At 47.0% G+C, this 13,830-nt stretch carries 16 protein-coding genes; 6 read left to right on the top strand and 10 right to left on the bottom strand.

Annotated features, from left to right (window positions below; all coding sequences use genetic code 11):
• Positions 1 to 13 precede the first annotated feature (13 nt).
• Positions 14 to 472, bottom strand: a complete 459-nt coding sequence (locus ACKKE8_RS20665; protein WP_017249595.1) for a pyridoxamine 5'-phosphate oxidase family protein — start codon at positions 470 to 472, stop codon at positions 14 to 16.
• 137 nt (positions 473 to 609) lie between these two features.
• On the opposite strand from ACKKE8_RS20665, the gene ACKKE8_RS20670 reads away from it, so the two are divergent.
• Positions 610 to 951 (top strand): DUF5665 domain-containing protein, encoded by a 342-nt coding sequence (locus ACKKE8_RS20670; protein WP_007723262.1) that lies wholly within the window; start codon positions 610 to 612, stop codon positions 949 to 951.
• 9 nt (positions 952 to 960) lie between these two features.
• Here ACKKE8_RS20670 and ACKKE8_RS20675 read toward each other — a convergent pair whose 3' ends face one another.
• From ACKKE8_RS20675 to ACKKE8_RS20685, 3 genes are all read right to left on the bottom strand, one after another.
• On the bottom strand, positions 961 to 2,355 hold the full coding sequence (locus ACKKE8_RS20675; protein WP_409174689.1) for a hypothetical protein: 1,395 nt from the start codon (positions 2,353 to 2,355) through the stop codon (positions 961 to 963).
• A gap of 190 nt (positions 2,356 to 2,545) precedes the next feature.
• Positions 2,546 to 2,821: a hypothetical protein gene (locus ACKKE8_RS20680; RefSeq protein ID WP_409174690.1), complete on the bottom strand. Its 276-nt coding sequence runs from the start codon at positions 2,819 to 2,821 to the stop codon at positions 2,546 to 2,548.
• Between the two features lie 10 nt (positions 2,822 to 2,831).
• Entirely contained in the window at positions 2,832 to 3,158 is a 327-nt protein-coding gene (locus ACKKE8_RS20685) for a YlaH-like family protein (RefSeq protein WP_173617182.1), read from the bottom strand.
• Between the two features lie 231 nt (positions 3,159 to 3,389).
• On the opposite strand from ACKKE8_RS20685, the gene ACKKE8_RS20690 reads away from it, so the two are divergent.
• Entirely contained in the window at positions 3,390 to 3,863 is a 474-nt protein-coding gene (locus tag ACKKE8_RS20690) for a glutathione peroxidase (RefSeq protein WP_409174691.1), read from the top strand.
• 68 nt (positions 3,864 to 3,931) lie between these two features.
• On the opposite strand, the gene typA is transcribed toward ACKKE8_RS20690, so the two are convergent.
• Positions 3,932 to 5,773: a translational GTPase TypA gene (gene typA / locus ACKKE8_RS20695; RefSeq protein ID WP_017249600.1), complete on the bottom strand. Its 1,842-nt coding sequence runs from the start codon at positions 5,771 to 5,773 to the stop codon at positions 3,932 to 3,934.
• 138 nt (positions 5,774 to 5,911) lie between these two features.
• Here typA and ACKKE8_RS20700 point away from each other — a divergent pair, with 138 nt between their 5' ends.
• A complete protein-coding gene (locus tag ACKKE8_RS20700) occupies positions 5,912 to 6,523 on the top strand; it encodes a YhcN/YlaJ family sporulation lipoprotein (RefSeq protein ID WP_409174692.1) in 612 nt (203 codons plus the stop codon).
• Between the two features lie 79 nt (positions 6,524 to 6,602).
• On the opposite strand, the gene speD is transcribed toward ACKKE8_RS20700, so the two are convergent.
• Complete coding sequence (gene speD / locus ACKKE8_RS20705; protein WP_007723244.1) at positions 6,603 to 7,004, bottom strand: adenosylmethionine decarboxylase; 402 nt, start codon at positions 7,002 to 7,004, stop codon at positions 6,603 to 6,605.
• 332 nt (positions 7,005 to 7,336) lie between these two features.
• Here speD and ACKKE8_RS20710 point away from each other — a divergent pair, with 332 nt between their 5' ends.
• Positions 7,337 to 7,831, top strand: coding sequence for a GNAT family N-acetyltransferase (locus ACKKE8_RS20710; protein ID WP_409174693.1), 495 nt, complete (start codon positions 7,337 to 7,339; stop codon positions 7,829 to 7,831).
• Between the two features lie 113 nt (positions 7,832 to 7,944).
• Here ACKKE8_RS20710 and ACKKE8_RS20715 read toward each other — a convergent pair whose 3' ends face one another.
• The 3 genes from ACKKE8_RS20715 to ACKKE8_RS20725 form a co-directional block, all read right to left on the bottom strand.
• Positions 7,945 to 8,541, bottom strand: a complete 597-nt coding sequence (locus tag ACKKE8_RS20715) for a hypothetical protein (RefSeq protein WP_376897605.1) — start codon at positions 8,539 to 8,541, stop codon at positions 7,945 to 7,947.
• 346 nt (positions 8,542 to 8,887) lie between these two features.
• Positions 8,888 to 9,394 (bottom strand): DUF4446 family protein, encoded by a 507-nt coding sequence (locus tag ACKKE8_RS20720; protein ID WP_409174694.1) that lies wholly within the window; start codon positions 9,392 to 9,394, stop codon positions 8,888 to 8,890.
• A gap of 227 nt (positions 9,395 to 9,621) precedes the next feature.
• A complete protein-coding gene (locus ACKKE8_RS20725; protein WP_106653188.1) occupies positions 9,622 to 10,221 on the bottom strand; it encodes a hypothetical protein in 600 nt (199 codons plus the stop codon).
• A 230-nt stretch (positions 10,222 to 10,451) separates the two neighbouring features.
• Between ACKKE8_RS20725 and ACKKE8_RS20730 the strand changes: the two genes are divergently transcribed.
• Complete coding sequence (locus tag ACKKE8_RS20730) at positions 10,452 to 11,087, top strand: YktB family protein (protein WP_409174695.1); 636 nt, start codon at positions 10,452 to 10,454, stop codon at positions 11,085 to 11,087.
• Between the two features lie 84 nt (positions 11,088 to 11,171).
• Here ACKKE8_RS20730 and ACKKE8_RS20735 read toward each other — a convergent pair whose 3' ends face one another.
• A complete protein-coding gene (locus ACKKE8_RS20735; RefSeq protein WP_409174696.1) occupies positions 11,172 to 12,131 on the bottom strand; it encodes an NAD(P)H-dependent flavin oxidoreductase in 960 nt (319 codons plus the stop codon).
• A 166-nt stretch (positions 12,132 to 12,297) separates the two neighbouring features.
• On the opposite strand from ACKKE8_RS20735, the gene ACKKE8_RS20740 reads away from it, so the two are divergent.
• Entirely contained in the window at positions 12,298 to 13,770 is a 1,473-nt protein-coding gene (locus tag ACKKE8_RS20740) for an aminotransferase class I/II-fold pyridoxal phosphate-dependent enzyme (RefSeq protein ID WP_409174697.1), read from the top strand.
• Positions 13,771 to 13,830: the final 60 nt, after the last annotated feature.

The raw sequence follows: 13,830 nt of genomic DNA on the forward strand, positions 1-13,830 counted from the left end.
TTATTTCCACCCGTTAATTTGCATCTTTCAAGGCGGTCATAACTTGATTGTCCAGCTTCGCTGCCGCGTTTTTGTCATACGTCTTTTCATATTGTGGTTCAACGGAAATGCGGGAACCGTAAAACATAATATCACGAACAGCCTCAATTTTGATTTCTGCCATGGCCAGCTTGAGCGGAACACCTTCCAGTCGGTCTGTTTTGACGGAAGCACGACCATTAATGGCGAAAGACGAGCCGGCACCGATCAAATGCAGGACAACTTGCGGTTCCTTCGCAATATTAGCCAAAATACGTGAGCGATTATCCACGGCAAAACGAATCGTATCGGCGCTGACAGCATACGTCCAGGACAAGGAGCTGAGTGATGGTGCCCCTGACTCATGGTCTACTGTGCCCAAGGTAACAAAACGCTCCTTTTGCAAGAGCTTAAATAAATCTTCGGAAAGAGATTGGGAAACAGTTTCAGCCATTTCAAAGCCTCCTAACAAACGTTTTGTACGTTCATTTTACCCTTCGCCTAGCTGATAGGCAAATGTTTCCTCTCCACCTTGATTCTGGTTGTCTTTTTCCCTAGACTGGTAGTAACGATACCGGAAGATGGAAGGGGATGGACAGCTTGTCGCCTACAGACCGCCTCATGCAGCAAATTGATCAAGTTCTTGAAGAGCTCCAGGAAGTTCGGAAGGTAAATGAGCGGATGCATAAAATTGCGATGTTCCTGGAAGATATCCGACTAGCAGATGTGATCCAAAATTACACAGCCCCGCGCAAGCTGCTCTGGATCAATTTCCTCGCAGGTCTTGCCCGGGGTCTGGGGTTGACGATTGGTACTGCTATCGTTTTGGCTTTCCTCGGCTCCCTCTTGACGCAATTTCTTTCGATCCCCATTTTAGGGGATTACATCAGACAATTGGTGGAGTACGTCGAGACTTACAAGCAGCGGCCTTAACGATAGAGTCTAGTCTCTGTCTTCGTCACGATCATCGTCGTCATCGTCCTGGTCATCATCGTCATCATGATGTTTGTCATGCTTTTTCCAATAGCCATACGCGTTGCCGTTGGGATGCTTATCTTTCTGCTTCCCTTTTTCTTTTTTCTTTTTGTCATCATCATCGTCTTCATCCTCGTCTGTTGGCTTCACAGGCTCGACAATGACTTTTGTGCTTAATGCAACGTCCGCTTTCTTAACCAGCTTATCGTCTTCATACAATGCGAATTGAATCGATTTGGCGCTAAAGGAACGATTTTTGTAAGACAACGTCAAAGAAAACTCACCTTTGTCATTCGGTTCAATCTCTTTTTTCTGACCGTCTGGAGCGATCACGAACAATTCAGTATCGTCCTTTTTATTCCAGCCGCTTACTGTCCCCTTCACCTGAATGGACTTGGCGGCAGGATTGTTTACAGCAGTCGCCTTGATGGCATATACGGTCGCTTGATCCTTGTCAGGAGCATTAACGATTTCTACCTGAACGGATTCGGAATCAACCTTTTTGCCATCCTCGTAAACCTCGATCAAGGCTTTTTGATCTTTTGCTTCTTGTACATCCTTTATTGAAACCGTAAAGCTGCCTACGCCATCCCATAGCTTCTTCACGTTTGCGTCTTTTTTCACGCCATTATAGGTGACAGTTACTTTGTCTGCCCCCTGCTTGACAATTCCTTTTACTTTTAATTCCTTTTTCTTCGCATCCAATACAGACATGGTATGGATGATCATTTCTTTATCTTCTTCTGCTTTTGGTACGATCTTTACTTTTTCGCTATCGACCAGCTCGCTGCCTTCATAGGCACTCACAGTTACATACGGTTCATAGGATGCATCCGGAGCCTCAAAGCTGACCGTAAAAGAGTGCTCGTTGGTCGGAACGACTTCAATAATGTCGGAATTCGGCTTTTTCACAACCACCTTGGTGACATCCGAAGTCACAATCCCCTTTATGTACACCTTGTTATCTTCAGTCTTGGCATTTACACTTACGATTTCTTCATCATTGTCTGTTAAGCGCACTTCCAGCCAAATATCGCTGTAGTACTCGTTGTAAATACGCTCCCACTCCGCTTTGTTTTCTTCCATAAACGTTTGGAGCTTCGTATTCAAGTTGATTTCTTCTACAATGATGTACAAGTGATCCGCTTGATTTTTCAAGAGCATGTTCAGTGTGGTTGGATCATTTTGGGCAAGTTCCTTCAGATTGTAGCGTGTGACTTGCTTTCCCTCGTCATTCATGACTACCTTTGTGGCACTTGGACTTGCAATCGAGCTTGCATCGGCAAAAATTGGTGTCAAACAGCCAAGAATACCTGCAGCTGTCACCACCGCTAATACGGGTTTGGTCATGTACTTTTTCAATGGTAGTTCCCCCTTCTAGTCTGCCAAAATCCCCCTGCTTGATTGGGGCATGAATATTGACGGGAAATCATTTTCAAAAGTTGCATCATCCAAGAAACCGCGTCTTATTACCTACAAAAAGCGCTTAATACAAAAAAACTCCACCCAACTTCCGAATCATTTCGGCAAGTGGAGGGGAGTCTTTGTCCCGTTAGTTGCAGTTGTACTTGGGCTCACTTTCAATCGCGACCAATAAAGATTCGACTAATTCAGCAGGGTATCGCACTTCCACGGACTGTGAATCAGCGTTCCCAAATAGCACGTACCAGCTGCCTTCCTGACGATAGCCAATATCGATCATTTGATGATCCTCGTGCAGCAATTGCAAGAAAAAAGCAGCTGTATCCAAAGCAGAGCGATCTTCTGGTCGCGCGTCGGCAACCACTTGAATTTGGAGCCAATTAATAAGTGCATCTTCACGCTTCACGCGGTTCTCCTCACTTTCGCCCAGTTTGCTCCGGCTTGATCCGTACCTTTACAATCACGAGAATCGCGATCGCCACCAGCATTGCACTTTTCACAGGTAGCTGCACATCCAAAATAGCGAAAATGAGAGCTCCAGCAAACAAAAGAATATACAAGAGCAAGGTTTTCAAAATAGGCATACGGATACGGGTAGCAAAGCCAAGATAATAGACGATAATTAATTCCACAAACAAAATCCAAGCCCGGTATTTATCAGCCCATATGCGAAAGCTGTCATATGCTGTGAGCTGATCTGGATTCGTTGGCACATAGGTTGATGCGATTTGTATCCAGTCCATCACTTATCTCTCCTGTCTTCAAGCGGTGAAACTCCTACCGCTTCATATGCCACCTCATAGGCGGAATGAAGCGAATAGTCACTCCTTTTTTCTTAGGAAAACGCTATCTTTCTTACTTTATCAGGTGGTGGATTCTGTGTCAAAAAACGGTAGTCCCTTCCATGTTGCTGGCATGATTTTCGCCGTACATGCTATGATGAGGATATGTCAGTAGAAAAAGGTGGGAATAAGATGAGCTTGTATGATATTGCCGTCAAAACGATTTCCGGTGAAGAAAAGACATTGGACGCCTTCAAAGGGCATGTACTGCTAATCGTGAACGTCGCCAGCCAATGCGGCCTTACCCCTCAATACAAAGGGCTACAGGAACTGTATGAGCGTTATCAGGATAAGGGTCTCGTCGTTCTCGGCTTCCCTTGCAACCAGTTCGCTGGACAAGAGCCAGGAACAGAAGAAGAAATCGCAACGTTCTGCGATCGCAATTACGGCGTGACGTTCCCGCTTTTTGCAAAGATCGATGTCAATGGTCCTGGTACTCACCCGTTGTATCAATACTTGAAGGAACATGCTACTAGCGAAGAAAATCCAGATATCGAATGGAACTTCGCCAAATTCCTCGTGGATAAAGACGGTCATGTCGCAAAACGCATCAGTGCTCGTACTCAACCTGAGGAACTCAGCTCTGATATCGAGAGTCTGTTGTAAGGACAAGCCCAAATAAAAACGCCACTTCATCCCCAACAGGATCAAGTGGCGTTCTTTTCTTTTCAATCTTACGCTTGCGGTTGTGCTTCATAGCGTCTTTGCTTCTCATAGCGCTCACGATCTGATTTGTTCAGATATTTTTTGCGCAGACGAACGGATTGAGGTGTTACTTCGCACAGCTCATCGTCGTTCAGATATTCCAATGCCTCTTCCAAAGACAACATGCGAGGAGCCTTCATTTTGACAGTCTCATCCTTGGTCGCAGAACGTACGTTTGTCGCATGCTTTTCTTTACATACGTTAACAACAAGATCGTTGTCACGGTTATGCTCGCCCACGATCATACCCTCGTATACTTCTGTACCTGGGTGAATGAACATCGTTCCACGATCTTCTACGGACATCAAGCCGTACGTGGTAGCTGTTCCTGTCTCGTGGGAAATAAGTACCCCTGCGTGACGTCCTCCTACCGCTCCTGGTACAAGTGGACGATAGCTGTCGAAGGAGTGGTTGAGAATACCGTAACCGCGTGTAATCGTCAAGAACTCTGTACGATATCCGATCAAACCACGGGATGGAATAATGAATTCCAGACGAACTTGTCCGAAGCCGTTGTTGATCATGTTAACCATCTCGGCTTTACGTTGACCCAATGTCTCCATAACCGGCCCTGTGTATTCCTCAGGTACATCAATAATCAACAGCTCAGCCGGTTCCATTTTTTGTCCATCTATCATACGAATGATAACCTCAGGCTTGGACACACCCAGCTCAAAGCCTTCACGACGCATGTTCTCTACCAAGATGGACAAGTGCAATTCACCACGTCCAGAAACCACATACGCATCTGGCGAATCTGTTTCATCTACACGCAGAGATACATCTGTCTCCAGCTCAGACATCAGACGATCACGTAGCTTGCGGGAAGTCACGTGCTTACCTTCGCGACCAGCAAACGGGCTGTTATTCACGAGGAACGTCATTTGCAGAGTAGGCTCGTCAATTTTCAAGAGTGGCAATGCCTCGGGATGATCAACGTGGCAAACGGTTTCCCCTACGTTGATATCGTCAATACCAGAAATCGCTACGATATCTCCTGCTCTTGCTGTTTTTTGCTCAACACGTTGCAGACCGGAGAATCCGAACAGCTTTTGAATCCGTGCTTTTTTCACTTCGCCTTCGCGCGTAGTGACAGATACCATTTCATTCAGGTTCATGGTTCCGCGATAGATGCGGCCAATCCCGATACGACCCAAAAAGTCGTTGTAGTCCAGCATGGTTACTTGCATTTGGAGCGGAGCAGATTCGTCTGCGTCAGGAGCAGGCATATGCTCTACGATGGTGTCAAACAGTGGGCGAAGGTCGCCTTCCAGCTTATCTGGCTCAAGTCCTGCAATACCTTGCAGACCGGAAGCATAAACGATTGGGAATTCCAGTTGGTCTTCCGTCGCATCCAGATCAATGAACAGGTCGTACACTTCGTTGATAACTTCTTGAGGACGTGCATTGTCGCGGTCTACTTTGTTCACGACAACGATAGGGGTAACTTTTGCTTCCAGCGCTTTTTTCAATACAAAGCGCGTTTGTGGCATACAGCCTTCGAAGGCGTCGACGATCAACAGAACGCCATCCACCATGCTCATGATACGCTCAACCTCGCCACCGAAGTCAGCATGGCCTGGTGTATCCAAGATGTTAATCGTAAAGTCATTGTATTTGACAGAAGTGGTTTTCGCCAGGATCGTAATTCCACGCTCGCGCTCCAGGTCGTTAGAGTCCATCATTCTCTCTTCTACCTGTTGGTTCGAGCGGAATGTGCCCGATTGGATCAAAAGTTTGTCAACCAGCGTAGTTTTTCCGTGGTCAACGTGGGCAATAATTGCAATGTTGCGTATGTCAAGACGCTTCATGTGAACCTCCTCTATTATGCATACCTTCCATATTAACAGGTAGTGAAACGCGGCACAATGGGCAGTTTTTTACGGGAGCCACTTCCTGAGTAAGGGACTTTATTTTCGTCATACTAAGGAAAATGGAGGTGGCAACGTATGAAACGGAACGGCCCAAAATGTTTGGTTGGCTTGCTTATGATTGCAACCATGGTGACCGGATGCGCCAGCTCGAGCAGCCATCCACAAAATCAAGCGCACACGCAAAGTACCACCTATCAGCAAGCCCCAGGTGCAAGAATAAGCCTCGCTCATGATTATCATGCCTACACTGGCGGAATCAATGCCCGCAATTATCGAAACGGATATACGGTCAATGGTTTTAATCAGGATTTGGCTGAACAGCTCACCACAGTCGCAGATGACGTGCCTGGTGTGGAACGTGCTACTGTTCTCGTGAGCGGTACAGATGCCGTCATCGGAATTCGTGTTCGGAAAAATTTTGGTCCTGAGCAAACGCGCATAATCGAACAGCAAGTCCACTCAGCCGTTCGTTCACGTGTTCCCAACTTCTCGATCCAGGTAGCCTCCGACACAGGGACATTTGACCGGATTCGTGCCATCCATGCAGACATTTATGAAGAAGCGACGCAGCGGACCAATCAAGTTGATGTGAGACCCGACATGAACAGCCAGATCACCAATACATCTACGGAATTTCGTTCTCTGCTCCACGATATTGGTCGCAGAATTCCTACCGTCACTCCATGATGACAAATAGAAATCAAAGCTCCATATAAAAGAGGTGCGGAATTAGCCCGCACCTCTTGAAAACTTTTCCATTTGTTACTTACTTTGCCGCTTCAACCAGTTTCATTTCTGGCTCAACAACTTGTAGTTCACCCAAACCACGAACTAATTTCTTCGCGTAAGTTTTTTCCGGCTTCAGCACGGATACCAAGTAGTCGATGGCGATTTGCGGATCAACGGTTTCCCCACACGTGTAGCAATCCAGAGCAGCAAAGCCGCGCTCAGGATACGTATGAATGGACAGGTGGCTTTCCGAGAGAAGAACTAGTACGGTAGCACCCTGAGGAGAAAACTGCTTCGCTTGCACACTCAGTACCGTAGCACCGCATGCCTCAGCAGCCTCAATCATTTCCTTTTTCAAAAATTCTGCGTCGTTCAACAAATCAAACTGAACTCCCCATGTGTCAACAGCAACGTGTCTTCCGAAAGTCGAATATTCCATCTTTCGGTTCCCCCTTCCTAACGAGTGTAATGTTAAACATCGCTAGGACCTGCGTCATTCACTAACGGGGGCGGTTTCCGTTGTTATCCACCCTTTAAAGTGAATCCTGGTTCCTAATCCTGTTTCCAACGAAAACAACAATACCATGCATCGGCCTAGTTTGACAATACCCTTTTTCAAGATTAAACAAGAACTATAAAAATAAATTGATCAATTGCCCCATAGAATGAAGGCACCCCCTTGCTACAAGTGGCTCTCGTTGACATCAAATAGTTAAGGTTCTAAACTTTTCGAGAAAGGAAAACGAACAAGAATGGAGAGGATCGGAACACATGATCACTATCCGCAATGCCAAAGCAGAAGATTTGCCAGCACTGATCGCCATCGAGCAGCTTTGCTTTTCACCAGAAGAGGCTGCGACACAGGAAGCATTTGAGAAACGCATTCGATTGATTCCAGACAGTTTTTTTGTAGCGGAAGAGGATGGCGTCATTGCGGGGTTGGTGAATGGGCCCGTTATCGAATCCCCCTTCATTACGGATGATTTATTTCAAGAGATTAAAGAAAATTCGGCATCGGGCGGGCATCAAACCATCTTAGGATTAGCGGTTTCTCCCGCTTTTCAAAAACGAGGCATTGCCTCCATGCTCCTTACGCACTTGGAAGCATCAGCCAGAGAGGCCGGTCGTGAGACGATTACGCTTACGTGTAAGGAAAATTTGATTGGCTACTATGAAAGTCATGATTACCTCAACAACGGGGTTTCCAGCTCAGATCATGCTGGAGCTATTTGGTACAATATGAGCAAACCCTTACATTTGCGCTAAGTTGAAGGGCAAAAAGAAAAAGCGGGCACCTCTTGTTAGGAGGAAACCCGCTTTTTGTTATTCGCTGTGTGATCACACACATAAAAAAGGGCGCCCCAGGCACCCTTTTTTCACTACACTTCTAATTCAAATAGACGTCGCGATAACGTTGCTAGTCGAACATCAATTGCTGGAAGTTTTTCCGGGGCAGTTCTCTTTGCCCAATTACGCAAATCCAGCCATCGGTCCGTTTCTTGACGTAAGGACTCAATCTCCTGCTCGCTGCCGTCCTGCTGGAACAAAGCCTCCAGCTCATTGGCCATGTGCAGAGAGTTATTTTCAAAGATGGACACTTCTTCGTCTCCGGTTAGCTCCTGGATGCTCACAACCGATCCTTGATCGTAGTGATACACCATTGTGAAGCCGTCATAAATCCGGTGGACAATTCCATAGCCTCGGAACGCTTTCATTGCTTTTCTCATGGCATTTGCCAGCTGCCGATCTTGGATCAGATACGAGCTGTCGCATGAGTAGCGGCTGCCAACCCGACAAAAACTCAATTGAATTTCGCCGTTCTTGTCATTCAAGATTACGTCACGGTCGCCATTGTCACACACTTTGACTTGGACTGAAATGTGTTCATTGGTGAAAAGCGAAACGAACTGGTTCAGCTCTTCTTCATTCACCGTAAAATAGGCCTTGGCGTAATTAGTTGCTAAACGCTGTGCCATAAATATCTCCTCAATTCTTTTGGTTTGCATGGGTCGAGTACGACCGAACAGTTATCCAAATCAGAGGAGATACGCTAAGTATCAACAAAGGAACGCTGTAGAACCTGGCCTTGCCCCGCGAATCGAAAATCGATTTGGGTAATGAAGGCGGATCACCTACTTTTTGTTTTTCGCAAAAAAGCCATTTTTGACATCTTTATTATATCTCAGATGCCACCAAAAGTCTTGAGCAAAATGGCGATGAATTTTAGCAAAAAACAGGAAAATCCGCAATCAGCCGCAGGGAAGTGAAAAGAACTCCCTGATTCATTCAAATTCTTGCTGTTTCAAAGAAATTCAGAGGAACTTATATCCCTGGCGTTGAGGTCATCGCTTTTTTGATCGCAGCCTGTTCTTCTTCAGACAAATGGTAGCTCGATGTCCCTTGCTCAAGCGGCTTGGCGTACACGCGAGATTCTTCTCGTCCAAAAATGCTGGTGATCACGACGCCGTTCCCAGCGTCATCTGTTATCGCCAACGAAAAGCTAAGATCACTGCCGACATCCCCGAAGGCATTGTAACGGATAATCGCTACTTTGCCGTATTGCGCTGCCATTCGCTGTGACAGACGATTGATGGCAAACTGCTGATCGCTATGCTGCTTTTTCATTTCCTCTACCTGATCCAGCAGTCTGTGCAAGCCTTCCTCGAGATTGGCTCCTCCCGTTCCTGTCATCATCCGGTTGATTGATTTCCTCAATCGACTAATCCGGACGGACTGCATAATCACGATCCATATCAGGATCAGTGTCAATGCGATAACGGCTAAAAGCAGGATGGCTACATTGGGGATTTGTGATAGGAATGCTTCCAAAACTTTTCTTCCTTTCTGGCGCGTGCGTAAATATGCTGTGAAAAACCTTCTTTATTGTACAACCGCCGGGCCTCCCATTCAAACAAGTCTTTCATAAAAACATCAATTACTTAAGAAGCGGCTTTCACACCAAAAAAAGCGACACCCTCATTTGTTTGAGATGTCGCTTTTTCATTCCGTATTGGTTTGTGTCAAACTCATCGTCCTTTGGCTATCCTCCAGTCTGCCTACGCTTCCAAAAGCAACATTTCCCTACGGAGCTGTTTTAATCGCTCTGTGGACTGCTTCATTTGACTTTGGTCTTTGGCTTGCATCGCGTCGTACAGCGTCGCCAGTTCATAATCCAACTCCAGACGCAGCACCGGGATGCGTTCTTCCGAATCACGTCGTTTCATCGCGGCAATTACCTGATCCATCGTTACATTGCAAAATTTTTCATAGATCACTTTTTTCTCAGCTCCTTTTAATTCCACTATTCTGACAACTTCTCCGTACTGGATTTGCTTCAGCAAGACGCACTCTTCAAAAGTGACCTTGATCATGGCATGCCCTTTTGCCCGCTCTACGAAGTGGTACAGTACGAGTGCCACCCGAGAATCATTGACAGGAATGCCTGCAATGTGCAGCTTATAGGACCCGTTTAAACGCTGCATTTTCCAGTCGGATCGGCCATCTGTGGTGTTCACGAGGAGGTGAAACTGCTCGGGAGATTCTTTCCACGTGACGCTCACCCCTGCTTCCACCAGGGCCTGCACCATCGCGTGCAATGTTTTGCGGTCAAACCAAACTGCCAAATGAAAATACTCCAACTCCATGCCGAGATTCATCTTCTACAGGCCCCTCCCGTTGACAGAATACTCAGATATCGTTTTCGCCGTAAGGGAGTGAGTGGTATATCATATTATTCAGGCTTTGGTTTTGCTATTCATAAACTCGGCATGTATTTTTTTCCTGGATGGTATGATATCATATGGAGGATTCCAAGCTCCCTTGACGGGGACGATCGCCCTTTTCTTTCCAGTGGGGTTCGATGATGCTTAAAAGAGGTGTTTGTTACATGCCAACGTTTCCAGGCTTTCGTCAAGAAGATTTTGATGTTTTTGCCATTGATGGACTGGATGCTCGGATGGACGCGATCAAAACCAATATCCGTCCCAAATTCGAAGTACTCAGCCAACACTTTGCGCCTTTTCTCTCCGTTGCAACTGGTGATGAAATGTTTACGCACATAGCAAAACACGCACGCCGTACGGTGAACCCACCAGCTGATACGTGGGTTGCCTGGGCTAATGATAAACGCGGTTACAAAAAACATCCGCACTTTCAAATCGGCTTGTGGGGAACACATTTGTTCGTTTGGTACGCGGTAATTTACGAGTCTCCTTCCAAAGAGATCATCAGTAATGCGTTTAACAAGCGTCTAGAGGACGTCATCGCGATGGTTCCGGAGCATTTTCACTGGTCTCCAGATCATATGCAACCAGCAAGCACTTCTCAAAAGGAGCTGGGCACGGCTGGCGTGAAAAAGTTGGTGGACAGGCTGGCACAGGTAAAAAAAGCGGAGTTGCTCTGCGGAATTACCATTGACCGTCTTGATCCAATCCTTGAAGACGGAGTAGCTTTGGTTGGTCGTCTCGAAGAAACATTTGGCGTGTTGAGTAAGCTCTATACGTTAGGAAATTCTCGCGGATAAACCGCCTCCCGCTTTCTTTAGTTAAGTTATATGCAAAAGAACAGGTCCGCTTTCATTTGAAAAACGCAGGCCTGTTCTTTTGTTTTAGGAAAAAGACCGCAGTCGATCCAACGACTTGTTCACATCGCCAAACATGCGGCCAAACAATTCTTGGACACTTGGTACATCATCAATCAATCCAATAACCTGACCAGCCCAACCAAAGCCACGCTGGCTGTCACCCTCATAAATAAATGTGCAATTGTTCTCTCCACTGATGAAGCTCTTTAATTGCTCGTAACCTGCCCCTTCTTTTTCCAATTGGAGAATATGATCAGAGCCTGGTGTACGAACGACCCTGGCAGGTGTCCCCAGTGTGCGCTTGATAACGGCGGTATCGTGCTCTGTTCCAGCAACCAACGCCTCTTTGTAAGCAGCATGCGCATGGACACATTCTTGCGTCGCAATAAATCGCGTCCCCATCTCCACACCTTCTGCCCCAAGTGCAAGCGCTGCCAAAATTCCCCGACCATCGCCGATGCCACCGCTAGCCAATACCGGAATTTTCACAGAATCCACCACACGCGGAATTAAAACAAACGTCCCGATATCATCTCGTCCCAGGTGACCCCCACCTTCTTGACCAACAGCCATCACAGCATCCGCGCCAATCGATTCTGCTTTTTGTGCTTGGCGGGCAGACGCAACCAATACAAGCTTTTTGATGGGATGACCATCGAGTCTGCGCAGCAGCGGCTCTGGATTGCCTCCTGTTACCGAAACAGCTGCCACTCCTTCTTCAATCGCCACATCCAGCATTTCTTCATACGGCCGACCGTGTTGGCCAATGGCATAATTCACACCAAATGGTTTATCCGTCAATGCACGGACCTTGCGAATCTCCTCCCGCAGTGCATCCGCCGATGGCAAAGACATAGCCGTAATTTGACCGAGTCCTCCGGCATTTGACACAGCCGCAGCCAGGTCTGCGTAAGCCAAATAAGCCAAGCCGCCTTGAACTACCGGATATGTAATTTGAAGTAGCTCCGTTACTCTCGTTTTCATCCATTTATCACCTCGTGTAAATGACCTTCTCGGCTTACAGGCCAAACTCCTGCCACCACTCGTAAACCTGAATAAAAATTCGCTTGCTTTCCCCCCCTATTTTGCTATACTCAATTTGTTTGTTTTTCCCCTTATTATTCTTGATTAGTAAAGTGAGGCGATCGTAGTGAGACAAATGAAAACTCCTTTGTTCAGCGGGTTGTTGGAGCACGCCAACCGGAACCCGATTCAATTTCACATTCCGGGCCATAAGAAGGGTATGGGTATGCATCCGGCATTTCGCGAGTTCATCGGGGACAACGCTCTTTCGATAGACCTCATCAACATTGCGCCATTGGATGATTTACATCACCCGAAGGCAATGATTAAAGAAGCACAAGATTTGGCAGCCGAGGCATTCGGCGCTGACCATACATTTTTTTCTGTGCAAGGTACAAGCGGTGCCATCATGGCGATGATTATGGCGACATGCAGTCCCGGTGACAAAATTATCGTACCGCGTAACGTACACAAATCGATTATGTCGGCGATTATTTTCGCTGGAGCCATCCCAATCTTTATTCACCCTGCAATGGACGAGCGTCTAGGTATTTCTCACGGGATCACAGTGAAAGCCGTGCAAAAAGCACTGGAAACCCATCCTGATGCTGCTGCCCTGTTGGTGATTAACCCAACATACTTCGGTATTGCAGGTGACCTGCGTGAGATCGTGCGGGCTGCGCATAACTATGAAATTCCTGTATTGGTAGACGAAGCGCATGGTGTGCATATTCATTTTCATGAGGAATTGCCAATTTCGGCCATGCAAGCAGGTGCTGACATGGCAGCTACCAGTGTACACAAGCTGGGTGGCTCGTTAACCCAAACGTCGATCTTGAATGTACGGGAAGGCCTCGTTGATGTCGATCGGGTGAAAACCGTGATGAGTATGCTCACGACGACTTCGACTTCTTACATTTTCCTCGCGTCGTTGGACATGGCGCGTCAGCATTTGGCCCTCAACGGGAAAATGCTCGCGGACCAAGCGATGGAACTGGCAGCAAAAGCACGCGATATGATTAACGAAATCCCGCGCATCTACTGCGTTGGCAAGGAGATTCTTGGCAAGCCTGCGACTTTTGCGATGGACCCAACCAAGCTCCTCATCCACGTACGCGATCTCGGAATCACTGGATGGGAAGTCGAGAACTGGCTGCGTGACAAGTACAACATTGAAGTAGAGATGAGCGATTTGTACAACATCCTCTGCTTCGTTACTGCGGGGGATACGGAAGAATCCATCCGTACGCTGGTAAATGGCTTGCGCGATCTGTCCGTTGAATTTTCGCACGTACAAGCAGAAGAGAAGCCAACCATCTCACTGCCGAATATCCCTGTGCTGTCCACCACTCCTCGAGAAGCATTCTATGCAGAAACAGAGACGATTCCGTTGGCGGAAGCAGCAGGTCGAGTCATTACTGAGTTCATCATGGTGTATCCTCCAGGCATCCCGATCTTCCTCCCTGGGGAGGTAATCACCGAGGAAAATATCGCGTACATCCAGGAAAACATTCGAGTCGGGTTACCCGTACAAGGTCCTGAAGATGAGACATTGAAAACGATCAAGGTCGTAAAAAGACAAACCGCCATTTCTGGCTAAGCGATCCGAACCAAAAAACGGCTGCCTCTTTCACGAGAGAGCAGCTTTTTTTATTTTTTA

The sequence above is a fragment of the Brevibacillus fortis genome (assembly GCF_046196545.1).
Lineage (GTDB): Bacteria > Bacillota > Bacilli > Brevibacillales > Brevibacillaceae > Brevibacillus > Brevibacillus fortis_A.